The sequence below is a fragment of the Nonomuraea fuscirosea genome (assembly GCF_003001935.1).
In the GTDB taxonomy this organism is placed as follows: domain Bacteria; phylum Actinomycetota; class Actinomycetes; order Streptosporangiales; family Streptosporangiaceae; genus Nonomuraea; species Nonomuraea fuscirosea.
Map to the genome: position 1 here is coordinate 223,678 of NZ_PVNG01000017.1, position 26,011 is coordinate 249,688.

Genomic DNA, 26,011 nt, shown 5'->3' on the forward strand with positions numbered 1-26,011 from the left:
GGTGATCATGAAGCGTCACGGGGGATCGAAGGGACATCTCGGTCAGACACGCGTGCCGGTCAGCCTCTGGCTGCCGGACCACAACTGCTCGGCCCGCACGGTGTCGTAGGACTCCTCCGACGAGCGGACCTGAGTGCGGCCGTCGAAGTACGCGCCCGTGGTGCCGGCGAGGTCCGGCGCCGTCGCCAGCCAGGCCAGCGCGCCCCCCGACTCGGCGGCCGAGTTGATGTTGGGGGACATCACCCGGCGCAGCAGCCAGGTCAGGCGTGGAAGGACGTACGTGGAGATGAACCGCACCGGGGCGGGCAGTGAGCGGCCCAGGGCGGTTCCGAGCACCATGCCGGGGTTGAAGGCGTTGGCCGTGACACCCTCGGGCAGACGACGGGCCAGGGCGTAGGTGAAGTAGAGGTTCGCGAGCTTGGAGGTGCTGTAACGCCGCTGCCCGGCGACGAGCGCGTTGTCCGGCTTCGCCGATGCCGCGAGCTCGCCCCGCGCCAGGGCGTCCGCGCTGCTCCATGCCGGGGCGGGGCCCAGCTTGAGCGCCGGGTCGTGGGTGTCGCTGGAGGTCACCAGCACGCGCGCCGGGGCGCTCAGCACGGGCAGCAGCGCGTTGACCAGGACGAAGTGGCTCAGGTGGTTGACGGCGAAGGTGGACTCGAAGCCATCGGCGGTGTGGGTGAGGTTCGTGCCCATCTGCACGCCCGCGTTGCACACCAGCGCGTGCACCGGCGGAATCGTTTCCGAGGTCACGCGGCTGGTCAGCTCCGCGGCGAAGGTCCGGACGGACTCCAGTGAGGACAGGTCCATCGTCATCGCCTCGACCGTGTTGCCGCCCGCTACGGCGGAGGCCAGCGACTCCACCGTCTCCCGCCCACGGGCGGCGTCACGGACGGGCAGCACCAGGTGCCAGGGCCCGTGCTCGTCCCGGAGGATCGCGGTGGCCGCGGCGAATCCGATGCCGCTGGTGCCACCGGTGATGATGATCGTACGGGCCAGGCCCGCGGTCTGAGGTGCCATCGTCTTGCCCTTCCTTCGGTCGTCGCCGCGACGACGACCGTCCCGGTGGCATTCAGCCTGCCAAGCACGGATGGCACTTTGAATACTTGTGAGTGCTGGTTTCTTGTGCGAGAGTGCCAAATGTGGCAGATCAGTTGTCCGAAGTGCTTGACCTCGTGGAGGTCTACAGCGCGGTGTCCGGCGGATTCGCGGCCCGTGGCCGGTGGGTGGCGCGCTCGCCGTGCTACGACGCGATGAAACTCATCGCCATGGTGTCCGGCCACGGCCGGATGCTGACCGACGGCCTCGACGAGCCGGTCGAGCTCTCCGCCGGTGATGTCGCCATCCTCAACAACCGCACCTGGCTCCAATACGAGGGCGGCCCGCAGGGAGACGGTCCACGCCACCGGATCAGCCCCGAGGAGAATTTCACCGGACTCGACGAGGCGGATCCCGCCACCGACGATGTCGTGCTCGGCATCGCCGTGGGCATCAACTCGGCAGGTCAGGAGCTGTTGCTGCAGACGCTGCCGCCGGTGGGAGTCGTCAGGGCCACAGCGTCGGCCCCGCTGCGCACCATCCTCGACCAGATCTTCGCCGAGGTCGCGGGCCGCCGCACCGGCTCCGCCTTCGCCATCCGGCAGTACGGTCAGCTCCTCTTCCTCGCGGTCCTGCGCGCCTACCTCGACCAGGTGGAAGCCCCACCGGGCTGGCTGCGGGTGCTGACCGACGAGCGGCTGCGCCCGGCCGTGGCCCTCATGCACAACGAGCCCGCCGCGCCGTGGGGCCTGGAGGAGCTGGCGCGCTCCGCCGCGATGTCCCGATCAACCTTCGCCCGCCACTTCCGCGCCGCGGCGGGCATGCCACCGCTCACCTACCTCAGCCGCTACCGCATGCTCCTGGCGCAGCGCGCCCTGAGGCAGAACGACACGCGCATCGCCGCCCTCGCCGCCGACCTGGGGTACGCCTCCGAGGCGGCCTTCAGCAACGCCTTCAAGCGCGAGATCGGCGAATCCCCGCTGCACTACCGGCACCGGGTGCGCAACGACCCGTACGGACGCCGCCAGCCCGCGCCGGCGTGAGTGGCCCGCTCAGGGCGCCGGCATCATCTGGACAGTCCCCGCTGACGCCCCTGCCGGTGAGCAGTTCGGCCACGGTGTGGAAGAAGGCGTTCCGGTGGACGGCGGCGACGTCTGGTCGTCGTGACGATCGCGACGGTGGTCGTCATGGTGTTCTTCTGATGTGCCTGACCCGGACGATGCCGGGCACGGTGCGGGTGAGCAGGCCGGCGATGCGGTCGGCGTGCTCGTGGGCCGGGCCGCTCAGCTCGGCAACGCCGTCGTGGACGGCGACGTCCCAGCCGGGGCCGGTGGGGTACTGCTCGCGCAGCACGTCCACGACCGCTTGGCGCAGGTCCTCGTCGGGGCGGGCGAGCATGGCCAGCAGGTCGCGGCGGCTGATCATGCCGACGATCTCGTGGCCGCGCAGGACGGGCAGGCTCTTGATCCGCTTGCCCACCATGAGGTCGATGGCGGCGGTGACATCGGTGGTCTCGGTGACCGTGGCGACGTCGCGGGTCATCACCTCCATGACCTGACGGGGAGGCGGCGCCTGAGCCGCCGGTACGGGGCGTACGGTGGCGCGGGGGTCGGGCTCGAACTCGCCGCGCAGCAGGTCCAGTTCGCTGACGACGCCGGCGAGGCGGCCGGAGTCGTCCACGACGGGAGCCGCGGTGATGCGGTGGCCGGAAAGGACACGCACCGCCCGCCGCACCGGGTCGGTGTGGCGGACGGTGATGGCCGGGCTGGTCATGACCTCGCGGACGAGCATGGTTATCGGGCTTCCCGGGTGCTGTCGTCGGTGTTCCAGGTCAGTTCGTCGATCACGCCGACCACGCCGTTGACCCGGCCGGCCAGACGTACGGCGATGGCGGCCTCGGTGCGGCGCTCCATCCGTCCGGACAGCGTCACGACTCCCTGACGCACCTGCGTGGTGACGCTGGAGGTGTCGACCCACAGGGTGCGGTCGAGGACGTCGTCGCGGATCTCGGCGGCGATCTCCTCATCGGGACGCAGGAAAGGCTTGACCAGATCGCGGCGGCTGACGATGCCGAGCAGGCAGCCGTCGCCGTCGATGACGGCCAGCCGTTTGACGTCGTTGGTGTCCATCAGGCGGGCCGCCTCGACCGCCGAAGCCTCGTAGGAGACGCAGACGGCCGGGCTGGTCATGAGGTCGGCGGCGGTGTCGCCTTCGGCCTTCTGCCGGCCTTTGGGGCGGCGGAGCCGGGCGCGCAGCGGCGGGCGGTAGCCCTCCCGGTAGAACTGCTCGCGGAACTCCTCCTTGCGCAGCAGGTCGGCCTCGGACACCATGCCGATCACGTGCTGCTCGTGATTTAGCACCGGCACGGCGCTGATGCCGCCGGTGATGAGCGCCTCGGCGATCTCCTTGAACGGGGTGGCGGCGGTGACGGAGACGACCTTCCTGGTCATCACGTCGGCGACGGTCATGCGCATGGCTGTTCGGCTCTTTTCTGTGCGCATTCGGAGGGCTTACTTCCATCACAACCCGGGCGAAGCCCGGATGACAGGGCCGGAAGTCCTGAAGCGGGGTGGTCGTGGGTCAGCGCAGGCGGCGCAGCAGTGGTGAGGGTGGGGGCTGGCAGGGGAGGACTCTGATGCGGGCGTCCACGGTGAGGGCGCCGTCCGGGGAGACGATGACGGGGTTGAGGTCGAGTTCGGCCACCTGTGGCAGGTCGTCGAGCAACTGCCCGATGCGGACGAGCTGGTCCTGGAGGGCTTCGGCGGCCACGGCGGGTGAGCCGCGGTAGCCGTGCAGCAGGGGCGCGCAGCGTAGTTCGGCGAGCATCGCGGCCGGGTCGGTGATCGGGGGGACCCGGAAGGCGCGGTCGGCCAGCAGGTCGGCCAGGACGCCGCCCATGCCGACCATGACCACTGGCCCGAAGGCCGGGTAGTTGACGCCGCCGACGATGATCTCGACGCCGCCGGGCGCCAGGCGCTGGACGAGGGCGCCGGTCATCTCCTGGCCGATGCGGGCGGACATGTCGTGATAAGCCTGGCGTACCTCGTCGGTGGTCTGGAGGCCGAGCCGGACGCCGCCGACGTCGCTCTTGTGCACGGGACCGACGGCCTTGAGCACGGCCGGCAGCCCGACGCGGGACGCCGCCTCGGCGGCGGCCTCGGCGTCGTGCGCCTCGACGGACTCGGTCACGTTCACGCCGTAGCAGCGCAGCAGCGAGACGGTGGCTTCCGGGGGGAGCCAGCCGCCGTCCGGGTGCTCCTTGAGTGCGGCCTGTACGATCTGCCGCGCCGCCTCGGCGTCCGCCGCTACAGTGACGGCCGCGGGTTCGGCCGAGCGCCGCCACCCGGCGTACCGTACGGCGTGCGCGAGAGCCTGGACGGCCTGCTCGGGGAAGGCGTAACTGGGCACGCGCCCGTCGATCAGCCCGTCATGGCCGGCGACGCAGGCCAGCACGGGCTTGGCCGCTCCCTTCGCCGCCTCCGCGATGGCCCGGCGGGTCTCCTCCAGCCCGGAGCCGAACGGCGGCGTGTACACGACGAGCACCGCGTCCACCTCGGACGAGCCGGCCAGCGCCCGTACGGCGGCGCCGATCTCGGCGGCGGTGGCGTCCGCGGTGAGATCGACCGGGTTGCCCAGAGCGGCGGCGGCGCGGGCGTCGAGCAGGCCGGCCGGCAGCTCGGGAACGGTCAGGCCGTGGCTCTCGCAGGCGTCGGCGGCCATCGCCTGGGGCCCGCCCGAGTTGCCGACGACGGCGACCCGGGGGCCCTCGGGCAGCGGCTGGGCGGCCAGGAGTTTGGCGGCGTCGATGAGCTCGTGCACGCTGTCGAGCCGGATGACTCCGGCGGCGCGGGTGAGCGCGTCCACGGCCACGTCGGGGGTGGCCGCGGCGGCGGTGTGCGAGCGGACGGCCCGGCCGCCGGCGTCGCTGCGGCCGCTCTTGACCAGCAGGACCGGTTTGCGTGCTCCCACACGGCGGGCGATGCGGGCGAACTTGCGCGGATTGCCGAACGACTCCAGGTACAGGGCGATGACGTCGGTCCCTGGGTCGTCCTCCCAGTATTCGAGCAGGTCGTTGCCGCTGACGTCGGCCTTGTTGCCGACCGAGACGAACGAGGAGACCTCCAGCCGGTCCAGCAGCGCGGCGGCCACGGCCCCCGACTGCGACATCAGCGCCACCCGGCCCTGGACGGGGTGGTGCGGCAGGAAGCTGGCGTTCAGCCGGGCCCCGGTGTTGACCACGCCCAGGCAGTTCGGGCCGATGAGCCGCATCCCGGCCGTACGGCAGATCTCGAGCAGCTCCGACTCCCCGTCGCGCTGCCCGGTCTCGGCGAACCCCGACGTCAGGACCACGAGCCCGGCCACGCCTGCGGCGGCGCAGTCGCGGGCCACGTCCAGCACGTGACGGGCGGGCACCGCCACGACGGCCAGGTCCACCCCGTCGGGGACCTTGGCGTGGCAGGGCAGGCCGGCCACCTCGGCGGCGTTGGGGTTGACCGGGTGGATCGGCCCGGGGAAACCTCCGTCGAGGAGGTTGCGCAGCACCTTGTGCCCGACGGCGCGTTCGTCGCGGGAGGCGCCGATGACCGCCACCGAGCGCGGGGTGAGCACGCGGGCGAGGGAGGCGCGGCCGGCCTCGTGGTCGCGGGCCTCGATACCCGCCCGCAGCCTGGCCGTGGGCTCGGCGGCGATGGTGACGTGCAGCGTTCCGCCCTCGTTGCGCTCGGTGACGTCCAGGCCGAGATCGCGCAGCACCCGCAGCATCGGCCGGTTCTCGGTCAGTACGTCGGCCACCAGCTCGCGCACACCGTGCCCGGCCGCGTCCAGGGCGACGTGCTCCAGCATCAGGGTGCCGAGCCCGTGGCCGTGGACGGCGTCGTCGATGAGGATGGCCAGGTCGGCGCCGCCGCCGTCGATCGGGATGTACTCGGCGACCGCGACCAGCCGCCCGCGCATGACGGCCACCAGGGCGTGGCCGCGGTAGTCGCCGCCGGCGACGCGGTCCATGTAGGCGTGCGCGGTGCTCCGGCCGCCGGTGAAGAAACGCAGGTACGCCGAGCGTTCCGACGAGCGGTCGACCAGCTCGTGCAGGGCGTCGCGATCGGCGGGACGCAGCGGGCGGACGTGCGCGATGCCGCCGTCGCGCAGCAGTACGTCGTATCCCTCAGGCATGGCGCATCTCCCGTTCGTGGTCGCCGGCGGGAGGCCTGACGTGCTCTCCCGTTCCCAGACTGTCCGGCAGGCCGATCGCCGGGCAGGGCCGGACGGACCCCGTATCAGGGACCAAGGTCACCCGGCGCCGGAAGGGGCCCGGACGGCCGGCGTCCGGGCCCCCTGCCCGCCGGTTACGGTTCCAGGCTCCGGGGGACGGAGTCGGACGGCCCGTAGGGCTGCTGGGTGTGCCCGCGGGCATCGTAGATCTTCACCCACTTGACGGACGGGAACTGCTTGAGCGTCGGCATGATCTCGTCGGCGATGGTGAAGGTCGATCCCGCGCCGGTGAGGCGGCCGGTCAGGTAGACCCGGGCGACTCCGCGCTTGACGGTCAGCTTGCTGAAGCCGGTCGCCTTGGAGGAGACGAAGCGCAGCCCCTGCGCCTTCTCAGCCTGGGTGGGTCCGGCGAACAGCCGTTGCAGCGCGCCGTAGGCGGTGGACGGCGCGATCACCGGCCGTCGCACCGCCGTCGTGTACGGCTGCCGGCCGGCGTCGTACCTGGCCGTGTCGAGGAAGTAGCCACGCACCGGGACGGTCCGGTAGGGAGTGGTGATGTCGACCACGACGCGGCTGGGCCGGGTCAGCTGGTAGACCCGGAACGGAGCCTGCCTGGCCAGCCCCACGCCGTAGGTGAGCGTGGAGTGGTACGGAGTCGTGCCGACGACCTGGATGACGCCGGGCAGCGGGTACGTGGTGCGAGCCTGCACGGTGCCGGCCCCGGCCCGCTCGAAGCGGATCCGCAGCAGGGCGTCACCCACGGCGCTGACGGTGCGCCCGGTGGCCTGGTCGACGATGGCGCCGGTGTAGCGGGCCTGCGCCCGGCGGGGGACGCCGCCCCGGAACTCGAACACGAGCCGGTCGAGGCCCGGCTGGTGAGCGGCGCGGATGCCGGTCAGCACCGGTATCCGGGCGAGCTGCGTGGCCTGGGCCGGCAGGGCCAGCGGGACGGTCACCGCCGCGGCCAGGGCCGCGCCGGCGATGAGGGGACGGATCGGGAGCATGATGGATCATCTTCTTTCCCGTGAGTGCTCCTGATTCCAGTCTCGCTGGCGCGGGGGAGAGGCAGTAGGGACGAACGTCCTGTCACCCGCGCCGTACGGCCCGCCCCCTCGCGCCGCGTGCGGCCAGCCGCCCGGCTCATCGTCTGGTCAGGACCACCTTGAGCGCTCCGCTCGTCTTCGGGTCGGAGAACGTCCGGTAGGCCTCGTCCATGTGGTCCAGGTCGAAGCGGTGGGTGATGAAAGCGGCCGGGTCGAGCCGTCCGGCGGCGATCATGTCCAGGAGGGCCGGTGTGGAGTGGGTGTCGACCAGGCCCGTGGTGATGGTCACGTTGCGGATCCACAGGTCCTCGAGATGCAGTGTCGCGGGTGCCCCGTGCACGCCGACGTTCGCCACGTGCCCTCCCGGGCGTACCAGGCGGGTGCACAGCTCGAAGGTCTCCGGGACGCCGACCGCTTCGATGGCGACGTCGGCCCCCAGATCGCGGGTGAGCTCGGCGATCGCGGCGGCGGGATCGTCCCCGGCGCCGACGAGCACGTCCGCGCCCAGCCGCTTGGCGGCCTCCAGCCGGGCCGGCGCGGGATCGACGGCGACGATGTGACTCGGCGTGAACAACCGCGCCGTGGTGATCGCGGCCAGCCCGATCGGGCCCGCGCCCACGACCACGACGGTGTCGCCGGGCCGGACGCGGCCGTTCAGCACGCCGACCTCGTAGGCGGTGGGCAGGATGTCGGCCAGCATGAGGGCCGTCTCGTCCGGCACGGCGCCGGGCAGCGGGTGCACGGAGGTGTCGGCGAACGGCACCCGTACGGACTCGGCCTGGGTGCCGTCGATGCGGTGGCCGAGGATCCAGCCGCCGCCGCCCAGGCACTGGCCGTACATGCCGGTGCGGCAGTAGCGGCACCGCCCGCAGGCGGTGATGCAGGACACGAGCACGCGGTCGCCCTCCTTGACCGTGCCGACCGCGCTTCCCGCGGCCGTCACCGTCCCGACCGCCTCGTGCCCGAGGATCCTGCCCTCTTCGACGGCCGGCACGTCCCCTTTGAGGATGTGCAGGTCGGTGCCGCAGATCGTGACGGCGTCCACGCGGACGATCACGTCCGTCGAGTCCGTGATCCGCGGTTCTGGAATGTCCTGCCAGGAGCGGTTACCAGGTCCGTGATAGACGAGTGCCTTCATGGTGTCTCCTCCTTGTCCGTCCAGCTCACAGGCTCCCTCGTGGGACGGTGACCGGGCAGGGGCTAAGGTCCTCTTCCCCGACGACCGACGTCCTTTCGTCACAGCCGGACAGGGCTTGGCAAGCGGAGGAGCGGGGTGCTTCACCGGAAGCCCGCGATGTGATGCGCTGGAGGCATCGCCTTCTGGAGGTGGCCCATGAGTACCCGCTCGCCCAAGCAGGCACTGGACGCGGCGGTGGAGGCCGCCCGCTGGGCTCCGTCCGTGCACAACACCCAGCCCTGGACCTTCGCCGTCTCCGGGGAGGAGATCGGCCTGAGAGCCGACACCGCCAGGAAACTGCCGATCGGCGACGCCGCCGGCCGGGAACTGCTGATCAGTTGCGGCACCGCCCTGTTCACCATGCGCACCGCGATGCGTTGTGAAGGCTACGAGCCCGTGGTGCGGATCCTGCCCGATCCCGACCGTCCGGGGCTGCTGGCGACGATCAGGCCGGGCGCGGAGACCGAGGCCGACGAGCCGACCTGGGTGCTCGGCGGCGAGATCGAGCGGCGTCACACCCACCGGGCCGGGTTCGCCGACGTGCCGCTGCCCGACCAGTTCGTCGAGTCACTGGCCAAGGCAGCCATGGCCGAAGGCGCCACGTTGACGCCGGTCCGCTCGTCCGCGGCGGTGAACGTCCTGGCCGCGCTGACCCAGGCCGCGCAGGGCGTGCAGGCGCAGGACGAGCGGTTCAGCCTGGAGCTCATCCGATGGGCCCGGCCGCCGGGCAGCACCCGTGCCGACGGGGTGCCCGCGCGGAGCTATCCCCACGAGCACGTGCCGACGGAGCCGGACTTCCCCCAGCGTCACTACTCCTGGCGGCACGACTGGGGCGCCGAGGGTGAGGCCGGCGAGACGGCGACCGGCGTCGTCGCCGTCCTCACCACGCCGGGTGACAGCCGCGAGGAGTGGATCGCCACGGGACAGGCGCTGCAGCGGGTCCTACTGCACGCGTCCGCGCACGGGGTCAGCGCCGCCTTCCACACGCAGGCACTGGAGACGGACCTCCTGCGCGAGTTCCTGCGCCAGGAGCTCTTCTCCGGTCGGTATCCCCAGATGCTCATGCGACTCGGCGTCGCCTTCGACGACGGCCGGGGCCTGCCCCGGCGTCCGCTGACCGACCTCCTGGAGTGAGCGGGAACAACGGGGCGATCGATCGTTCTCCTGCTGGTCGGCCGGCGTCACATGGAGAGGAGGGGGTGGTGTGGTGGGCGCTGACAGGCTGCGGCGCAAGCCGTACGAGAAGCGGCTGTTCCGCTTGCAGGCGGAGCTGGTGAAGGTGCAGGAGTGGGTGCGGGCGGAGGGCCGCCGCGTGGTGGTCGTCTTCGAGGGACGGGACGCGGCGGGCAAGGGCAGCACGATCAAACGGGTGGCCGAATACCTCAATCCGCGCATGGCCAGGATCGTCGCCCTGCCCGCGCCGACCGAGCGGGAGCGGACGCAGTGGTACTTCCAGCGGTACGTCGAGCACCTGCCGGCCGCGGGGGAGATCGTGCTGTTCGACCGGAGCTGGTACAACCGGGCCGGGGTCGAGCGGGTGATGGGGTTCTGCACGCAGGAGGAGCACACCCGGTTCCTGCACCAGTGCCCGATCTTCGAGCGGCTGCTCGTGGAGGACGGGATCCTGCTGCGCAAGTACTGGTTCTCGGTCAGCGACGCCGAGCAGGAACGCCGCTTCCGGGCCCGGCTGGACGATCCGATGCGGCGCTGGAAGTTGCCGCGATGGACCTGGAGTCGATCACCCGCTGGGAGGAGTACTCCCGCGCCAAGGACGAGATGATGATCCACACCCACATCCCTGAGGCGCCCTGGTACGAGGTGGAGAGCGAGGACAAGCGGCGGGCCAGGATCAACATGATCTCCCACCTGCTGTCCACGATCCCGTACCGGGAGGTGCGGCGCCCGCCGCTGGAGATCCCGGCGCGGCCCGAGTCCCGCGGCTACCGGCGGCCGCCGCGGGTGGAGACGCCGGTGCCCGACGTGACGGGCGGCCTCTGATCAGGCATCTCCAGCCGCTCCGATCCGGCGTCTGGCCTGCACCGCCGCGGCGCGCTCGCTTTCGTCGAGTACCAGGTCGAGGTCGGTGAGGGCCCGTCGTAGCGCGGGCGTCCAGCGTTCCCTGAGCGCACTGATCCGCGTGGTGGTGGCGGTGGTCTCAGCGGTGACGACGCGAAGTGCCTCCCGTGCCGCGGCGTGCTTGGCCGCCGCCTCGATCGCGGGGCGGCAGGCGAGCCTCGCGGGTGTGACCGCGGCGCTGAGCGGTAGCGTGCCAAGTGGGTCAGGGAAGAGGCAGCGCACGTGCTGGGGGAAGGCGGCGCCCATCACCTCGGCCCATTCCACGGTGATCTCCGCCGGCGGTGCGGGCCGGAGTGCGTGCTCGCCGGCCAGGGTGGCCGCTCTGAGGGTCCAGGTCTCGGCCCGGGCGAGGGCGGCGCTCCATTCGCGTCCGGTCCGCTCGTTGAGCAGCGTCAGGCACCGCTGTTCCTGCCGCAGGATCCGGAGTTTGCGCTCGAGCAGGTCGATGCCGCGTTCGGCGGTCGCCAGGCGGTGGCGCAGCCACAGCCGGCCGGCCCGGCCGGGGGGGCACGTGCACCTTCATCCGGCCTCCTCGTGGTGGGCGTCCAGGGCGTCGGCGTCCAGCATGGACAGCTCTCGCCTCGGCAGTATGGACAGGACCCGCCAGGCCCGCTCGAACGTCTGCCCCAGCGTTCTCGCCTCGTCACCGGGCTGGGAGAGCAGGTCGCGCATGAAGGCGCGGGTGAGGTCGAGGTAGCGGCGGTCGGTGGCGCTGAGTGCGCCGGCCCCCACCAGTTCGGCGAGTGCGCCGGCCTGCCGGGCGCGGGCGAGGGCGGCGAGTGTCTGCGCGGCGAGGTCCATGTGCTCGGGCCTGGTACGGCCCACACCCACCCCGCCGCGCATGAGCCGGGACAGCGAGGCCAGCGGGTCGATCGGCGGGTGGACGGGGATGTCGGCGGACAGGACGATCTGGCCTTCGGTGATGTAGCCGGTGAGGTCGGGGACCGGGTGGGTGATGTCCCCGGCCGGCATGGTCAGCACGGGAAGCAGGGTGAGCGATCCGGGCCGTCCGCGGACCCGGCCGCAGCGCTCGTAGAGGGAGGCGCGAACACGATGCTGAAGGGCTCGCCGCCGGCGTGGGACTGGGCGGCGATCTGGGCGGCCAGCTCAAGGTGCGGCAGTCCCGCCGCCGAGAACAGTGCGATCTTCTGGCCGCGGACGAGGGTGGTCAGCAGGTCGATGACCGACACCCCGGTCAGCACGGGTTCGGCGGGCGGTACCCGCCAGGCGGGGTTGAGCGGGAAGCCGCTCGCGGGAGCCGTGGAGGTGCCGAAGACGGGCGGGCCGCCGTCCAGCGGAGCGCCGCGGCCGTCGCAGACCCGGCCGAGCCAGCCGGGACCGACCGGCACGCGCAGGGGCGAGCCGGCGAAGGTGACGCGCGTACCGTTCCTGGACATGCCGGAGGTGCCTTCCAGCACCTGGACCAGCGCGAGATCGCGATCCACCTCCAGCACCAGGCCGTGCCGGGTCTCGCCGGAGGACAGCCGGATCGTCGCGGACTCGTCCCAGCCCACTCCGGTGACGCCGCTGACCACGGCCAGCGGGCCACGCAGCTCGCTGAGCGCGGTGTATTCGAGCTCGATCATGGCCGCTCCTTGGCGCGCAGGACATCGGAGAAGTCGCGGACCTCGATCTCTCCGGCCGGCGTGCCGCGCTCGGTCAGCCGGAGACAGTCGTCGACGGCGTCGAGGATCAGCCTGGCCAGGCGGGCGGTGCGCTCGGGGCGCAGTAGGCGTCGGACGGGCTGAGCGCACTCTGCTGGAGCAGGCCCTCCCGCAGCAGCCGTCCGGCCAGCAGTACGACGCGTTCGCGGGCGGGGAAGGTGGCGGTGCCGACCAGCTCGGCCAGCGCGGAGAGCCGGTCGGCCTCCGCGAGCAGGACTCGCACCGCTCGCGGGTGCGCCGTTCCGTCTCGCGAGCATACTCGGCCGCCTGTTCGCGCAGGTCCACGCAGGTCTTCACCGTCTCCGCCAGTGCGGCGAAGACGGGTTCGAGCTCGGTTTCGCGACAGGCGCGCAGGTCGGCCGGCACCCCCGCCGGTGCGGCGGCGCCCGGCACTCCCGCCGGACGGAACCGGCCGGCGAACTCGCGTAGCCGCGCCATGACGGAACTCCCTTCACCGGCTCCGGTCGTATGGCGGCATGCGATCGGGCGCCACAAGGACAGGCCGGCCGGCGAACTCGATCACACCCGTCAGCCCCTGATCTCAACCGCGTCCCGACCACGGGATGACGCTCAGGCCGCGGGCGCCTTGCTCGTGTCGTTCCGCACGACATCGACATCGACCGAATCGTCGACGTCCTCCACGCCCTGGATCTGCCGTTCGATACGAAGGGTCCACTCCGCGGCGACAGCGGCCAGCCCGGCGATCACGGTGAGGAACGGGGCGGCGACGAACACCACGGCCCCCGCCGTCAGGGGGACCTCCATCACGGTGTGCCCGTGCGAGTCCTTGACGATGATCCGGTGCACGTTGCCTTCGTGCAGGGCCGTCTTGAGCTTGCGGGCGAGGTCGGTGCCGCGGACCTTGACGTCTTCCTTGGTGACGGTCATAGTGACGCCCCTCTCTTGTCGTCCTGAATCCAGCCTCACGGGAGGGGCGGTCACCGGAGGAGGGCCGAAAGTCGTCACGGCCGGGCCGAAAGGCACAACCTACGTTGCCGGCGGCGGGGCGGCGTGACGGCGTACCGCCCAGCGGCGCAGTTCGTCGGTGCCCCAGACGATGAAGGGGAAGACGGCGATGATGGCGAGCACGTCGATGGGCAGGGCGGCGGTGCCGAACAGGTCCTGCAGCACCGGCACGTAGATCAAGGCGGCGGTGAAGACGAGTTCGAACCTGGAGTTTGCCGGCGGAGCGTCCGGTGAACAGGTCGGGAGGAGGGGGTTGCCATGACCGATCTCGTGATCGCAGGCGTCGACGGCTCGGCTCCGGCCACTGCGGCGGTTGAGCAGGCGGCGGACGACGCGGCGCGGACGGGCGCCGTCCTCCGGATCCTGCATGCGCTGGACCGGCATCCGTACAACATCGCCGGAGTCGCCGTTCCCGGCACGGGGGACGTTCTGGCACGCGCGGCGGTGCGGGTGCTGGAGGCGGCCGAGGCGGTCGCGCGTTCCCGGCAGCCCGCGATACGGGTGGACGCCCAGGTCGTGGAGGGCATACCCGCGATCGTTCTGCTGGAACAGGCACAGCAGGCGGACGAGCTTGTCATCGGTGACCGAGGGCTGGGCGGCTTCACCAGAGCGCTGCTCGGCTCGGTGACGATGAAGGTGGCGGGGCACGCGCCCTGCCCGGTGGTCGTGGTGCGGGCCGGACCTCGCGAGCGAGCCGGCGAGATCGCGGTCGGCATCGACGACTCCGACAGTTGCGAGCCGGCGATCGGCTACGCGTTCGAGCAGGCCGGTCTGCGCGGCGCCACGCTACGTCTCGTCCACGCCTGGCAGGTGCCGGTGCACGCGTTCGCCCCCGAGATCTTCTTCGACGCGGACGAGATCCACGCTTCCAGGCACGATCTGGTGCGCGGCCGGATCGCACCATGGGAGGCCAGGTATCCCGAGGTGACGCTGGTGGAGGACATCCAGAACGCGCATCCCGTGGACGCCCTCACCGGCACCACGTACGACCTGGTGGTCGTCGGTTCCCACGGGCGGGGCGGGCTCGGCTCGCTGCTGCTCGGCTCGGTCAGCAGAGGCGTCCTGCACCACGCGCGCTGTCCCGTCGCGGTGGTCAGCGGCGCCGCCCGCCGTTGACGCGAATGGGAGTGCGTGGGTGACCGCCCGTGGTCGAGCCCGTTTCGTCGTGTGCCTCAACGTGTGTCGTCGTGCTTCCAGCTGAGCTGGTCGATGACGTCGACCACGCCGTCCACCCGGCCGGCCATCCGGACGGCGATCCTGGCGTCGCTGCGGCGGTCCATCCAGCCGGTGAGCGTCACCACGCCGTGGTCGGCCTCCACCCTGATGCCGAGGGTCTCGATCCAGAGCGAGCGTTCCAGCACGTCCTCGCGGATGGTACGGGCGATGTCGGCGTCGGAGCGGGCGAAGACCTTCAGCAGGTCACGACGGCTGACGATGCCGCGCAGGGTGCCGTCGTCGCCGGTGACGACGAGCCGCTTGACGCCGTGTTCGTCCATCGCGCGGGCGGCCCGCACGACCGAGGTGGTGGCGGGGACGGTGACGGCGGGGGCGGTCATCAGCTCGGCGGCGGTGTCGCCGGTCGCCTTGCGGCGCCGGCCGGCGCTGTCCGGGGACAGGCGGTGGCGCAGCCGGGTCTTCAGGGGCGGCTTGTAGCCCTCCTGGTAGTAGAGCTCCCGGAACTCCTCCTTGCACAGCAGGTCGGCCTCGGAGACGACGCCGAGGACGTGGCCGGCGTCGTCGACCACCGGGACGGAGCCGATGCCGCGTTCGATGAGCGCTTCGGCGATGTCCTTGAACGGCGTGTGCTCGTGGACCGAGACGACCTCGCGGGTCATGACCTCGTTGACGGTGACGTACATCGTGCTCCTCCTTCGGGGTCGTCGCGGCGCGGGCGCGCCGGCGGTGGTGTGTGCGGAGAGTCCGGAAGAGGGGGCGCGCGGGAGCCGGAGCTCCCGTGCGCCCGTTCCGGCCATGGGGCTACTGCTTCGGCCGGGCGATGAGCGAGGTGATGATCACCATGACGGCGATGATCACCGCCACGAGGACGATCGCGAGGGGCCAGTCCATGGTGGCCTCCCTTCCGCCGGTTCCACACCTCAAGCCCAGGTCATCGCCGTCGCGGGCACCAGGGACGAAAGTCCCGCGCCCGGCCCCCGGCGAAAGTGACGATGGTCCCGCCGGTACGAGGGCTTTCTCCTCTGGGGACGGGATTCCCCCGGGTGTGGCCTGGAGGTGTGGGACCGGGGTCCCACGGAAGGAGGCTGCGATGAACCTGCCTGAGCGGAGGGACATCAGGTTCCCGTTCCCGGAGCTGCTGGAGTGGATGGAGAGCCCGATGTTCGGGTTCCGCCCCTTCGGCCAGATCGTCCGGGTCGAGGACTACATCGCCGACGGCCGGTACGTGCTGCGTGCCGAACTGCCCGGGATCGACCCCGACAAGGACGTCGAGGTCACCGTGGACGGCGGCATGCTCCACATCCGGGCGGAGAAGACCCGCCAGTCGGCCGAGCCGCACCGCTCCGAGTTCGCCTACGGGGCGCTGTCGCGGACGGTGACGCTGCCCGCCACGGCCAAGACCGATGACGTCAAGGCCGTCTACCGGGGCGGCGTCCTGGAGGTCAGCGTGGGGCTGACCGAGGAGAAGAAGGCCGAGGGCCGGCGGATCACCGTCGAGCACTGACGCCTGGCGGGCGCGGGCGGCTCCGGCTTGTCCGTGCCCGCCGACTCACCTGAACGAGGAGATGAGGGATCGTCATGAAAGCGACTGTGGGGGATCGGCTGATCGTGGAGGGTACGTACGGCGCCAACGTCCGTCGGGAGGGCTTCGTCGTGGGCGTGGAGCACGCCGACGGCTCGCCTCCCTACCGGGTGCGCTGGCTGGACAACGGGCACGAGTCTCTTGTCTATCCCGGGCCGGACGCGCGTGTCGTCCCCGGCCGCCGATGACACGGGCTGATCGATCGGGCGAGTCCGCCGGACGTCGCCATCACCCGAATCACCGACCTCGGCAGCATTCCTGACCTTGGCGAGCTCGTCGTGTAGGCGTGAGACGAGCTCGCCTGCACCACGTAGTCGCTCAACCGGCCGCGGCCGGCGAGATCCGCTGCAGATTCTCCATGCTGCGCACGAGGGCCAGGTTCGCGGCCGTCAGCGTGCGTACTTGCTCCTCGAGGCTGTCGACCCGCTTCTTCAGCGTCAGCAGTTCGGCGTCGACGAGCGGCGCTTCCATGATCACGCGTCCACCGATCATGATCGGTTCACCTCCTGATGAGCAGATGGTGCCTTTTCCACCGGGCTCGGAGCACCGGCGAAGGGCTGCTGGACGCGCCGGCCGGTGGCCTCCACCGTGGTGACGACGATGAAGTGGTCACGGCCCGGCGCCCACGGCGTCAGCGGCAGTCGTTCCAGCCGGGCGATCTCCTCCGGGTCGTCGGCGACGCGGGCGTACCCGACGACGGTGACCGACCAGCCGCTGCGCGCGTCGGCGTCGAAGTCGTCGACCTCGAAGGCCACGACCGAGCAGCGGCTGGCGGCCGCCAGCTTGGAGCCGGCCGCCGCCCGGATGACGATGTCCTGGCCGTCCAGGCAGAAGTTGACCGGCTGCACGGCCGGCAGCGCGCGGTCGGTGAAGACGATCCGCCCGATCGGGCGTGCGGGCAGCAGGCGCATGCACTCCTCATGGGTGAGCACCTGCAGGCCGGCCGAGTCGAGTTTCATGTCTTCAGCCTGCCCGCGTCCCCGCCCGGCCGGTCAGGGACGAAAGTCCCGCGACGACCGCCGATCGCCCCCGATGGTAGGCGCGGACGGGTGCAGGACGCGGTCGAAGCGCGCGGCGGTGTACGAGCACGGTGACGATCGGCGGCCGCCTGCGTGTGACTTGGATCGCTTGGGGTCGTGATTCTCGGATCGGTGTTTGTCGTGGTCGGCTTGGCTGGGGTGGTTGGTCCTGAGTGTTCTGAACAGGCCGCTGCCTGGCCCGGAAACGGGGGCCAGGCAATAGCCTCAGCTCATGATCGTTGGTCGTGGATCTCCGCTTGTGGCTGGTGTGATCTCACATCGAGCCGATGACGAGGTTCTGCCGGGCGGCGTCGACGATCTCCTTGGTGACGATGGACATATCGTTGATCTGCCTGGCGGCGGCTCGGGGCAGGGATCGCCGGGCTGGGCGGCGGCCACGGTGTCGTCAGTGGCGGGCTGGGCCAGGCCGTGCCAGTTGGCGGCGCTGGCGTGGGGTAGGCGGCGGGCAGCGGTTCGGTGTGGGCGGCAGTAGCGCAAGGACAGGAAGTGGATCCCATCGGTGTGGATCTTGCGGGGCTTGGGGACCGTGAGCAGCAGCAGGTCCAGCTGCTCGAGTGAGCCGGGCATGCGCGGGATGAATGCGCCGGCCTCCCAGCGTGCCTGCGGCGCTGTCTTGGTCTCCGAATGGGGCCGCTGGTTGTAGACCTGATGGAAGAACCGGCCGATCGCGGCGTCCAGTTGGGGCAGGGTCAGCGTGGCTTGCCCGGCCCGGTCGCAGGTGCCCCCGATGGGGCCGCACACGTGCCAGGACGGTTCGTTCTTGCGCCAGATCGCGTGCCGCAAGGCCAGCGCGGTGCTCAGCGCCGAGGGCGCTTCCAGGTTGACGGCCTATCCGGCGATCGCGCGGGAGTGGTCATCCTCGATCACGGTCAGCCACGGCCGGGCGGGGCTGTTGTTGTCGTCGATCACCCAGATGTCCAGCTCGGTGTGGTCGGCCTGCCAGATCTCGTTGGGCTTGGCGGCCTCGCGCCGGTAGACCAGCTCATAGGTCTTGCGGTACTTCTTGGCGCCCTGCACACCGAGGGTGACCAGCGCCGGGTCCAGCGAGCTGACGATCTTATGCACCGTCCAGTAGGTGAACCGGCGCAACCCCTTGTCCTTTCGGCCGGCCCGGCCAGCGCCTACAGCCCACCCCGCCGGTAGGCCGCCAGCCAGCGCTGCAACGTCCGGTAGGTGACACCGCTCTCGCCCTGCCCCGCCGCCAGCCGGGCCAGCGGCGCGCCCTCATGCAGATGCGGGGCCGGCAGCTCATAGCGGGCCATCGCCGACCCACGGCCCGTTTTGGCGGCAGCCCGCCCGGAACGGGCCGGGGCGGTAGCGGCTCCTTGCGGCTCCTCACTCGCGGTGCTCACCCTGTTATCGTCGGCCCCGCGCACCGCACAGACCACCCGCCTCGAAGCCACACTCATGCCACAGTCGGGTGGCGGCGGTGTGCTCTTGGCGCGCGCGTGGGCGGGCCCTCAGCTGAGGGTGATCTGGGCGACCAGGGTGCCGTTCTGGCTGGTCAGGCCGGGGCTGGTGAGGCATTGCAGCGGGCTGAGGACGTGGTAGAGCCAGAGGATGGTGGCGTCGCCGCCGGCGAATGGGCCGCTTGGTGTGGCGGCTTGACCGACTGGGCCGGTCGCATACGCGCAGAACTTCGCGACCCATGATCGTTAGGTGGCTCCGGCGCGTACCAGGCCGCTTTCGTAGGCGAAGACCACGGCTTGGACACGGTCGCGTAGGCCGAGTTTGGCCAGCACGCGGCTGACGTGGGTTTTGACGGTGCCCTCGGACAGGAAGAGGCACTCGGCGATCTCGGTGTTGGACAGGCCGCGGGCGATGAGGCTCAGCACCTCGCGTTCGCGTTCGGTCAGGACGTCGAGGCTGGCAGCGGGTATGGCCTGGGCGACGCCGATGCCGACATATCGTTCGAGGAGCCGGCGGGTCACACTGGGCGCGACGACCGCATCGCCGCGTGCGACCACGCGGATGGCCGAGAGCAGGTCGGGCGCGAGGGTGTCCTTGAGCAGGAATCCGCTGGCGCCGGCGTGGAGGGCGGCGTAGACGTACTCGTCGAGGTCGAAGGTCGTCAGGATCAGCACCCGGATCCGGCTGGTGCCGGTGCATATGCGGCGGGTCGCTTCGACGCCGTCGACCTCGGGCATCCGGACGTCCATGAGCACGATGTCGGGCTGAAGTTGGACGGCCATCTCCGCGGCCTGCGCGCCGTCGCCTGCCTCGCCGACGACCTGCATGTCGTCGGCGTTGTCGAGGATCATGCGGAAGCCGGTACGGACGAGGGCTTGGTCGTCGGCGAGCAGTATGTCGATCATGTGGCGTGTCCCTGGATCGGGAGCGCCGCCCGTACGGTGAACCCGCCTCGGGGCTTCGGGCCTGCGGTGAACGTGCCGCCGAGCAGTTTGACGCGCTCGCGCATGCCTCGCAGCCCGTTACCTGCGCCGGTGTTACCTGCGCCAGCGTCCCCGGTCCGGGCGCGGCCGTTGTCGCTGATCTCGATGCCGATCTCCGCGTGGTGGTAGGTGAGGACGACGCTGGCGGCGGCACCCGTTCCGGCGTGTTTCATGGTGTTGGTCAAGGCTTCCTGCACGATGCGGTAGGCCGACAGGTCCATGGTGGCGGGCAGGGTCACGGGGGAGCCCTCGACGCGCAGCCGTACCGGCGTGCCTGCCCTGTTGACCTGCGTGAGCAGGGCGGGCAGGTGCGCCAGGCCGGGCTGCGGATGCCAGGCATCGTCCACCTCGCCGACCGCGGCGAGCACGTGTCGCATGTCGGCGAGGGAGTTACGGCCGGTGGTGACGATCGTCTCCAGCGCGGTCCGGGTATCGGCCGGGGTGTTGTCGAGCGCGGCGGCGCCTCCTTGGGCCTGGATCACCATGAGGGACAGGCCGTGGGCCACGACGTCGTGCAGTTCGCGGCTAATCCGGGCGCGTTCGGCGGCTACCGCGAGCGCGGCCTGCTGGTCGCGTTCGCGTTCGAGGTCTCGGGCGTGTGCGTGCAGCTCGTCGAGGTAGGCGCGGCGGCTGCGGGCGCCGGAGCCGATGGCCCAGGAGGCGACCAGGGCCGAGCCGAGTACGGACAGGCCGCTCCAGGCATCGGCCGAGGCCTGGCGATGGACCCTCATGACCTCTTTCGGGCCGGATGGGGTGCCAAGGCCGGGGCCCATGGAAAGTACCTCGGATGGGCCGGGTAGCGGGCCGTACAGGCTCCATCCGGCGGCCACAAGCAACAGGCAAGTCAGGGCCGCCAGCGAGATGACCCACGCGTAACGGGAGGCCACCGTGTAGAGCAGAACCAGCACGCTCAGATCGATGATCATGAGAGGTGCGGCCTGCGCCACGTGCACCCCGGCGGACAGCACGCAGACGACGAGCATCGGCAGCGGCCAGCGCCTGCGCAGCACGACGCCGCCGGCCGCGAGCGCCGTCGCCGCCCACCACAGGGCGAGTTGTCCGTCCTGTCCAGCTGCGACGGGGGTACCCGCCGTGTTGCCCACGATCGCGTTCGGGGCGTTGACCAGCACGCAGATCGCGAGCAGCACCGCGGCCGGCGCCGCGTCCTGCAGCATCGGTGAGCGTGACCACGCGCGAAGAGGCGTCATAATCCTGTGAGCTTATGGTCAGGACCGATGCGCCCGCGTCTGCCGCAAGTCTGATTCGGCGACGCCCGTATACGTCTCAAGACAGATGCCCACGTGTGGCTGGAGGCGGACGCGGGTGCACGATCGCCGCCACCAAGGTGGGCCACATGACTGAACATGGACTTCTGACCGGCCGCGCGGTTGCCGCCGCAGCCGCGAGTGCCGTCACCTTGACCGCGCTGATCGCGGGCTCGCCCGCCGCGACGGCTGACAGCGGGCAGGCGCTGCCATCGGTCACGTGGCGGTCGTGTCCCGCCTATTCCGACGAGGTGATCCGTAGCCTTGCCGTCACTGATGAGCAACGGCGGACGTTCCGTGCGCTGCTGGGCCGGATGGAGTGCGGAACCGTCAGCGTTCCACTGGACTACCGCAAACCAGGCGGACGGCAGATCACCATCGCGATCACCCGGGTCAAGGCCATCGACCGCAAGCACCGGCTGGGCAGCCTGGCGCTCAACCCGGGCGGGCCAGGCGCCTCCGGTTACCTATTCCCGCTCCAGATCGCCTCGATGAACCAGACGAACGCCAAGCTCAACGACCGCTATGACCTGATCGGCTTCGACCCCCGCGGAGTCGGTTACAGCACCAAGGTCGACTGCCCGGCCCCCCAGGGCCAGGGCGTGCCGCCCCAGCCGGGGCCGCTGCCCGAGGAGACGGCCAAGCTCGTCCACGAGTCCGGGGTCGCGGCGAACAAGGCGTGCGGGGTTTTCGATCCCGCCTTCCTCGGCCAGCTCACCACCCAGAACGCGGCCCGTGACCTTGATCGGGCGCGGATCGCGCTGGGCGAGCGCAAGCTCAGCTTCCTGGGCATCTCCTGGGGCACCTGGCTGGGCGCGGTCTACCGCAGCACGTTCCCGGACAGCGTCGGACGCATGTTCCTGGACAGCGTGGCGCCGGTGAACTTCCGGCTCGACGATTTCGAGGACGGCCACGCGGCGGGCACCGAGCGTCACTTCCCGCGGATGGCGGCCTGGATCGCCGAGCGCAACGGGACCTACGGCCTCGGCAGCACCGCGAAGCAGGTGCGGGCCACGGTGCTGGCGCTCGGTCGCGCCTATGACGAGCAGCCGAGGCGCTATAGCGACTGGGAGATGGTGGCCGATGGTGCCACGGTCGCCATGCTGGCCATCCAGAGCGCACCGGACTGGCCGCAGGTCGCCCAGGCGTTCAAGGAGATGCGGGACGAGAGTGACACCGCGCCGCCGGCCCTGAGGGGACTTCTCGGGCAGGGCACTCTGCAGCGCCCGCCGGCCGGCGCGCCGGAGCGGTTCAACGCGACCGCGGGCCAGGCCGTCTTCTGCAACGAGGACCCCAGCCGGCTCAACTTCTCCGATGCCTGGGCCACCTACCAGCGGCGACTTGAGCGCAACCCGGTCACCGGGCGGGCCAGTAGGTTCTCCGCCCAATGCGCGGGCTGGTCGCTGCCGGTGCAGAAGATCAAGGTGCAGCGCCGCGGCGGGTCGCTGGTGCTGGCCGGACATCGCTACGAAGCCGTCTCCCTGTATGAGTGGACCAAGCAGATGCACTCCGCCGTCGGCGGCACGGTCTTCACCGTCGCCGACGACGTGCACGGGTCCGTCCTGCGCGTGCCGGACTGCGCCGCCGAGCTCGTGTCGTACTTCACCACGGGCCGCATCGACCGCGGCTGCGACGGCACCCCCGTACCCGCGAAGTAGCCGACGCTGCCCTCACCCGGTCGCCGGGACGGCCACCGCACGCGCCGTCTCGGCGACCGGGCCAATACTCACCCGCACATGATGGAGAACGACATGGGAAGCACTCTCGGCCAGAGCGTGGCCAGGCGGAAGTGCTCACGCAAGAGCACCGCGCGGGCCGTCGCACCGGTTCTCGCGCTGGCCGCCCTCGCGCTGGCCGGTGTGGCCTGCGGGGACAGCCAGGAACCCGGCAGGACGGTGGCCTCCCTAGCGCCGCAGGCCGGTCCGGCGTCCGCCGCCGCCCCGCAGGGCGGTTCCAAGGCCGATCCGGTGGCCTTCGCCCAGTGTGTCCGCGACAACGGGTTGCCGGACTTCAAGGACCCGGAGCCGGGCAAAGGCATGGGAGAGGGGATCGATCTCAACTCCCCGGCGTTCAAGAAGGCCGCCGAGGCCTGCAAGGAGCTCATGCCCGCTCCGCCCCCGCAGAACGACCCCAACGCGACGTGGTCCACGGCGGACAAGCTCAAGTACGCCGCGTGCATGCGTGACAACGGCGTGCCGTCGTTCCCCGACCCTGACGCGGGTGGCGGTTTCAAGCTCAACGACGACCCGAACACGCCGCAGTTCAAGAAGGCCGAGGAATCCTGTAAGCAATACCAGCCGCAGAGCATCCGGAACATGACCCCCGGCAAGATCGGCGGCGGCAGTTGAGTGCGATGCGCTGGGTGGCCGCGCTGGTGGCGGCCGGCGCACTGGTGGCCGGGGGTGGCTGGGTCCTGCGCGCCGACCCGTTCGCCGCGCCCACTGCGAGCACCACCGCCCAGAGCCCGGCCAGGACCGGGCTGGCACAGGTGACCAAGGGCACATTGTCGGCCCGTACCCTGCAAAACGGCACGCTCGGCTACGCGGGCAACCACCAGATCGTCAACAGGGCCGCCGGTACGGTGACCAAGCTGCCCGCCGTGGGCCAGGTCGTCACCGCGGGCAATGTGCTCTACCGGGTGGACGGCAAGCCCGTGGTGCTGCTCCACGGTGCGGTTCCCATCTACCGGTCGCTGTCGTGGGGCGCCGACGGCGCCGACGTTCAGCAGCTGAACGCCGCGCTGGTGACGCTCGGCCACGCCACCAAGGACCAGCTCGACCCCGGATCCGACTACTTCGGCAGGGCCACCTACAACGCTCTTCGGGACCTGCAGGACAGGGCCGGACTGGAAGAGTCGGGGAACCTTGCACTCGGCCAGGCGGTGTTCGTGCCGGCCAAGACGATCCGGGTGCTGAAGGTGAACGCGGTCAGCGGCGCGCAGACGGCGGCCGGGACCGTGGTGCTTGAGGCATCCTCGACGGCACGGCAGGTTACCGTCGAGCTGAACGCCGGCCGGCAGAGCCAGGTGGCCGTCGGCGACAAGGTGATCATCACGCTGCCCGACGGCAAGACAGCGCTGGGCGTGGTCTCCGAGGTCGGCAAGGTCGCCACCACCTCCGACAGCGGGACCACGATCGAGGTGAAGATCCGGCCGACCAGGCCGAAGCAGACCGGCAGCCTGGATAAGGCGCCGGTACAGGTCTCGATCGTCACCGGCACCGCCGAGGATGTGCTGTCGGTGCCGGTGAATTCGCTGCTCGCGCTGGCCGGTGGCGGCTACGCGGTCGAGGTCGTGGACGCCGGTGGCGAGCATCGGCTGGTGGGTGTGACGACGGGGCTGTTCGACGACAGCGAGGGCAGGGTCGAGGTCACCGGCGACGGCCTGGCCGAAGGTCAGCGCATCGTGGTGCCTGCGTCATGAGGAGTGTTCTGGAACTGGACCGGGTGAGCAGGGTCTATCCTGGCGCGACACCGGTGGTGGCGCTGCAGGAGGTCAGCTTCACCGTCGAGGCCGGCGAACTGGTCGGCGTCGTGGGGCCGTCCGGGTCGGGCAAATCGACGCTGCTGCAGGTCATGGGTACGCTGGATCGGCCCACCCTGGGCACGGTGCGCATCGTCGGCGACGACGTGGCGAGCATGTCCGACCGGGCCTTGGCCAGGCTGCGGGCGATGCGGATCGGGTTCGTCTTCCAGCAGTTCTTCCTGGCCCAGCACGCCACGGCTGTGGAGAACGTGGCCGACGGCATGCTGTACACCGGTGTCAGATATCGCGCCAGGCTGCAGGCGGCGTCCGAGGCGTTGGAGCGGGTCGGGCTGGGGCATCGCTTGGACCACCGTCCCACCCAGTTGTCGGGCGGTGAGCGGCAGCGGGTCGCGATCGCCCGCGCGCTGGTCGGCAACCCGGCGATCGTGCTGGCCGACGAGCCCACCGGTAACCTCGACAGCGTTTCCGGAGCCGCGATCTTCGCCCTGCTGAAGGAGCTCAACGCCGAAGGCGCCACCATCATCATGATCACGCATGACCGGGAGCTGGCCGCGAGGCTGCCCCGCCGCATCGAGATGCTGGACGGGCACCTCGTCGCCGATGGGCGGGAGCCGTGATGTATTCGGCCGACCTGGCGCGGGTGGCCAGCCTGGGGCTGCGGACCCGGCGGATGCGGGCGGCCCTGTCGGCGCTCGGCATCGCCATCGGCGTCGCGGCGATGGTGGCCGTGCTGGGCTTGTCAGCCTCCTCCCAGGCCGGGTTGCTGGCCGAGATCGACAAGCTGGGCACCAACCTGCTCACCGTCACCCCCGGCCAGACCATGGGTGGCGACAATGCGAAGCTGCCCGGTGACGCGCCGGGGATGATCGCCAGAATCGGCCCGGTCGAGAAGGTCGAACACACCGGTAAAACCACGGCCAACGCCTTCCGCAACCCCTACATCCCCGTCTTCAACACCAACTCGCTGAGCGTCAACGCGGCCAGCCTGGACCTGCCCGCCGCGGTGCGCACCAGCCTGGCCCAAGGCGCCTATCTCAACGCCGCCACCGCCCGGCAACCGGTCGCCGTCCTCGGCGCCGACGCTGCCCGGCGTCTCGGCATCGCGAAGATCCACCAGGGGATGCGCATCTGGGTCGGCGGGCAATGGTTCTACGTCGCCGGGATCCTCAACCCGGCGAAGCTGACGCCGGAGATCGACTCCGCGGTACTGGTCGGCTATCCGGCCGCCGAAAAATACCTGCGCTTCGACGGCCATCCGACCACGATCTACGTGCGGGCGGCCACCGAACACGTGCCCAGCGTGCGGAAGGTACTGGCCGCCACCACCAACCCGCGCAATCCCGGCGAGGTCAACGTCAGCCAGCCCTCCGCCGCCCTGGTGGCCCGCGCGGCCGCCCAATCCGCGTTCAACGGCCTGTTCCTGGGCCTGGGCGCGGTCGCACTGCTCGTCGGTGGCATCGGCGTCGCCAACACCATGGTCATCTCGGTCCTGGAACGCCGCTCCGAGATCGGCCTGCGCCGCTCCCTCGGAGCGACCAGAGCAGACATTCGCCTGCAGTTCCTGTCGGAGGCGATCCTGCTGGGCGCGCTCGGCGGCCTCGCCGGCGTGGCCCTCGGTGCCCTGGCCACCATCGTCTACACCCACATCAACAACTGGGCCACCGTGATACCCCCGCTGACCTGGGCCGGCGGGCTGGGCGCGGCCGTCGCCATTGGCGCCACCGCCGGGCTGCTGCCCGCCATCCGCGCGGCCCGCATGCAACCCACCGAGGCACTGCGAACCGTCTGACATGCCCGGCGCGACGGGGCAAACCCGTCGCGCCGGGCTTCAGGATGCCGAGCGGTCCGTTGATGGATACTCACGACACTCACCCGCCCGCCACGCCCGCCTCCGCGCGAGCG

General features: G+C 71.0%; 30 protein-coding genes and 1 pseudogene. 11 read left to right on the forward strand and 20 right to left on the reverse strand.

What is annotated here, in order from left to right; translation table 11 throughout:
- Positions 1-42 precede the first annotated feature (42 nt).
- Positions 43-1,017 (reverse strand): SDR family NAD(P)-dependent oxidoreductase, encoded by a 975-nt coding sequence (locus B0I32_RS35275; protein ID WP_106247172.1) that lies wholly within the window; start codon positions 1,015-1,017, stop codon positions 43-45.
- 143 nt (positions 1,018-1,160) lie between these two features.
- Between B0I32_RS35275 and B0I32_RS35280 the strand changes: the two genes are divergently transcribed.
- Positions 1,161-2,078: an AraC family transcriptional regulator gene (locus tag B0I32_RS35280; protein ID WP_245956216.1), complete on the forward strand. Its 918-nt coding sequence runs from the start codon at positions 1,161-1,163 to the stop codon at positions 2,076-2,078.
- A 142-nt stretch (positions 2,079-2,220) separates the two neighbouring features.
- Here the strand turns inward: B0I32_RS35280 and B0I32_RS35285 are convergent, their stop codons facing one another.
- The 5 genes from B0I32_RS35285 to B0I32_RS35305 form a co-directional block, all read right to left on the reverse strand.
- Complete coding sequence (locus B0I32_RS35285; protein WP_106247175.1) at positions 2,221-2,826, reverse strand: CBS domain-containing protein; 606 nt, start codon at positions 2,824-2,826, stop codon at positions 2,221-2,223.
- Positions 2,827-2,828: 2 nt separating this feature from the next.
- Positions 2,829-3,509 (reverse strand): CBS domain-containing protein, encoded by a 681-nt coding sequence (locus B0I32_RS35290; protein ID WP_181308125.1) that lies wholly within the window; start codon positions 3,507-3,509, stop codon positions 2,829-2,831.
- Between the two features lie 106 nt (positions 3,510-3,615).
- On the reverse strand, positions 3,616-6,204 hold the full coding sequence (locus B0I32_RS35295; protein ID WP_106247177.1) for a bifunctional acetate--CoA ligase family protein/GNAT family N-acetyltransferase: 2,589 nt from the start codon (positions 6,202-6,204) through the stop codon (positions 3,616-3,618).
- 173 nt (positions 6,205-6,377) lie between these two features.
- A complete protein-coding gene (locus B0I32_RS35300) occupies positions 6,378-7,247 on the reverse strand; it encodes a GerMN domain-containing protein (protein ID WP_106247178.1) in 870 nt (289 codons plus the stop codon).
- 136 nt (positions 7,248-7,383) lie between these two features.
- Positions 7,384-8,424, reverse strand: a complete 1,041-nt coding sequence (locus tag B0I32_RS35305; protein WP_106247180.1) for a zinc-dependent alcohol dehydrogenase family protein — start codon at positions 8,422-8,424, stop codon at positions 7,384-7,386.
- Between the two features lie 195 nt (positions 8,425-8,619).
- Here B0I32_RS35305 and B0I32_RS35310 point away from each other — a divergent pair, with 195 nt between their 5' ends.
- Both B0I32_RS35310 and ppk2 read left to right on the forward strand, forming a co-directional pair.
- Positions 8,620-9,597: an Acg family FMN-binding oxidoreductase gene (locus B0I32_RS35310; protein ID WP_106247181.1), complete on the forward strand. Its 978-nt coding sequence runs from the start codon at positions 8,620-8,622 to the stop codon at positions 9,595-9,597.
- Between the two features lie 145 nt (positions 9,598-9,742).
- Positions 9,743-10,461 (forward strand): annotated as a pseudogene (gene ppk2, locus B0I32_RS35315) (polyphosphate kinase 2).
- Here the strand turns inward: ppk2 and B0I32_RS35320 are convergent.
- The 6 genes from B0I32_RS35320 to B0I32_RS61095 all read right to left on the reverse strand — a co-directional run bounded on the left by B0I32_RS35320 (position 10,462) and on the right by B0I32_RS61095 (position 13,538).
- A complete protein-coding gene (locus tag B0I32_RS35320) occupies positions 10,462-11,025 on the reverse strand; it encodes a V-type ATP synthase subunit D (RefSeq protein ID WP_106247183.1) in 564 nt (187 codons plus the stop codon).
- Positions 11,026-11,058: 33 nt separating this feature from the next.
- Positions 11,059-11,529, reverse strand: a complete 471-nt coding sequence (locus tag B0I32_RS59080; protein WP_245956218.1) for an ATP synthase beta subunit C-terminal domain-containing protein — start codon at positions 11,527-11,529, stop codon at positions 11,059-11,061.
- A complete protein-coding gene (locus B0I32_RS59085; RefSeq protein WP_219912165.1) occupies positions 11,514-12,125 on the reverse strand; it encodes a hypothetical protein in 612 nt (203 codons plus the stop codon). The genes B0I32_RS59080 and B0I32_RS59085 overlap by 16 nt, the downstream gene beginning before the upstream one ends.
- 106 nt (positions 12,126-12,231) lie before the next feature.
- Positions 12,232-12,426: an ATP synthase beta subunit C-terminal domain-containing protein gene (locus B0I32_RS35330; protein WP_106247184.1), complete on the reverse strand. Its 195-nt coding sequence runs from the start codon at positions 12,424-12,426 to the stop codon at positions 12,232-12,234.
- Between the two features lie 347 nt (positions 12,427-12,773).
- Positions 12,774-13,091, reverse strand: coding sequence for a DUF4342 domain-containing protein (locus B0I32_RS35335; protein WP_106247186.1), 318 nt, complete (start codon positions 13,089-13,091; stop codon positions 12,774-12,776).
- 99 nt (positions 13,092-13,190) lie between these two features.
- Complete coding sequence (locus tag B0I32_RS61095; RefSeq protein ID WP_146178428.1) at positions 13,191-13,538, reverse strand: cation transporting ATPase C-terminal domain-containing protein; 348 nt, start codon at positions 13,536-13,538, stop codon at positions 13,191-13,193.
- Between B0I32_RS61095 and B0I32_RS35345 the strand changes: the two genes are divergently transcribed.
- On the forward strand, positions 13,428-14,285 hold the full coding sequence (locus tag B0I32_RS35345; RefSeq protein ID WP_106247187.1) for a universal stress protein: 858 nt from the start codon (positions 13,428-13,430) through the stop codon (positions 14,283-14,285). The two genes, B0I32_RS61095 and B0I32_RS35345, sit on opposite strands and share 111 nt — an antisense overlap.
- A 56-nt stretch (positions 14,286-14,341) precedes the next feature.
- Here the strand turns inward: B0I32_RS35345 and B0I32_RS35350 are convergent, their stop codons facing one another.
- Entirely contained in the window at positions 14,342-15,028 is a 687-nt protein-coding gene (locus B0I32_RS35350; RefSeq protein WP_106247189.1) for a CBS domain-containing protein, read from the reverse strand.
- A 407-nt stretch (positions 15,029-15,435) separates the two neighbouring features.
- Between B0I32_RS35350 and B0I32_RS35355 the strand changes: the two genes are divergently transcribed.
- Positions 15,436-15,849: an Hsp20/alpha crystallin family protein gene (locus tag B0I32_RS35355; protein WP_106247191.1), complete on the forward strand. Its 414-nt coding sequence runs from the start codon at positions 15,436-15,438 to the stop codon at positions 15,847-15,849.
- Positions 15,850-15,923: 74 nt separating this feature from the next.
- Positions 15,924-16,115, forward strand: a complete 192-nt coding sequence (locus B0I32_RS35360) for a DUF1918 domain-containing protein (RefSeq protein ID WP_106247192.1) — start codon at positions 15,924-15,926, stop codon at positions 16,113-16,115.
- Between the two features lie 130 nt (positions 16,116-16,245).
- Here B0I32_RS35360 and B0I32_RS58060 read toward each other — a convergent pair whose 3' ends face one another.
- The 7 genes from B0I32_RS58060 to B0I32_RS35385 all read right to left on the reverse strand — a co-directional run bounded on the left by B0I32_RS58060 (position 16,246) and on the right by B0I32_RS35385 (position 20,568).
- The gene (locus B0I32_RS58060; protein WP_181308127.1) at positions 16,246-16,419 is read right to left on the reverse strand and encodes a hypothetical protein; all 174 of its coding nucleotides are present in this window, start codon (positions 16,417-16,419) and stop codon (positions 16,246-16,248) included.
- Positions 16,416-16,886, reverse strand: coding sequence for a pyridoxamine 5'-phosphate oxidase family protein (locus tag B0I32_RS35365; protein ID WP_106247194.1), 471 nt, complete (start codon positions 16,884-16,886; stop codon positions 16,416-16,418). The genes B0I32_RS58060 and B0I32_RS35365 overlap by 4 nt, the downstream gene beginning before the upstream one ends.
- A gap of 285 nt (positions 16,887-17,171) precedes the next feature.
- Positions 17,172-17,750: a hypothetical protein gene (locus tag B0I32_RS56770; protein WP_146178429.1), complete on the reverse strand. Its 579-nt coding sequence runs from the start codon at positions 17,748-17,750 to the stop codon at positions 17,172-17,174.
- 45 nt (positions 17,751-17,795) lie between these two features.
- Complete coding sequence (locus B0I32_RS35370) at positions 17,796-18,056, reverse strand: hypothetical protein (protein WP_106247195.1); 261 nt, start codon at positions 18,054-18,056, stop codon at positions 17,796-17,798.
- Positions 18,057-18,088: 32 nt separating this feature from the next.
- Positions 18,089-18,229 (reverse strand): hypothetical protein, encoded by a 141-nt coding sequence (locus B0I32_RS58065; RefSeq protein ID WP_181308129.1) that lies wholly within the window; start codon positions 18,227-18,229, stop codon positions 18,089-18,091.
- Between the two features lie 393 nt (positions 18,230-18,622).
- A complete protein-coding gene (locus B0I32_RS35380) occupies positions 18,623-19,282 on the reverse strand; it encodes a response regulator (protein WP_106247198.1) in 660 nt (219 codons plus the stop codon).
- Positions 19,279-20,568 carry a sensor histidine kinase gene (locus B0I32_RS35385; RefSeq protein ID WP_425438123.1) on the reverse strand — a complete coding sequence of 430 codons (1,290 nt, stop codon included), beginning with the start codon at positions 20,566-20,568 and terminating at the stop codon, positions 19,279-19,281. Before B0I32_RS35385 ends, B0I32_RS35380 begins: the two co-directional genes overlap by 4 nt.
- Positions 20,569-20,714: 146 nt before the next feature.
- Between B0I32_RS35385 and B0I32_RS35390 the strand changes: the two genes are divergently transcribed.
- The 5 genes from B0I32_RS35390 (at position 20,715) to B0I32_RS35410 (ending at position 25,898) form a co-directional block, all read left to right on the forward strand.
- The gene (locus B0I32_RS35390; protein ID WP_106247201.1) at positions 20,715-22,283 is read left to right on the forward strand and encodes an alpha/beta fold hydrolase; all 1,569 of its coding nucleotides are present in this window, start codon (positions 20,715-20,717) and stop codon (positions 22,281-22,283) included.
- Positions 22,284-22,376: 93 nt separating this feature from the next.
- Positions 22,377-22,973 carry a hypothetical protein gene (locus B0I32_RS35395; protein WP_106247203.1) on the forward strand — a complete coding sequence of 199 codons (597 nt, stop codon included), beginning with the start codon at positions 22,377-22,379 and terminating at the stop codon, positions 22,971-22,973.
- 5 nt (positions 22,974-22,978) lie between these two features.
- Positions 22,979-24,046 (forward strand): peptidoglycan-binding protein, encoded by a 1,068-nt coding sequence (locus tag B0I32_RS35400; RefSeq protein WP_106247204.1) that lies wholly within the window; start codon positions 22,979-22,981, stop codon positions 24,044-24,046.
- A complete protein-coding gene (locus B0I32_RS35405) occupies positions 24,043-24,726 on the forward strand; it encodes an ABC transporter ATP-binding protein (RefSeq protein WP_106247206.1) in 684 nt (227 codons plus the stop codon). The genes B0I32_RS35400 and B0I32_RS35405 overlap by 4 nt, the downstream gene beginning before the upstream one ends.
- Positions 24,726-25,898 (forward strand): ABC transporter permease, encoded by a 1,173-nt coding sequence (locus tag B0I32_RS35410; protein ID WP_106247207.1) that lies wholly within the window; start codon positions 24,726-24,728, stop codon positions 25,896-25,898. The genes B0I32_RS35405 and B0I32_RS35410 overlap by 1 nt, the downstream gene beginning before the upstream one ends.
- Positions 25,899-26,011 lie beyond the last annotated feature (113 nt).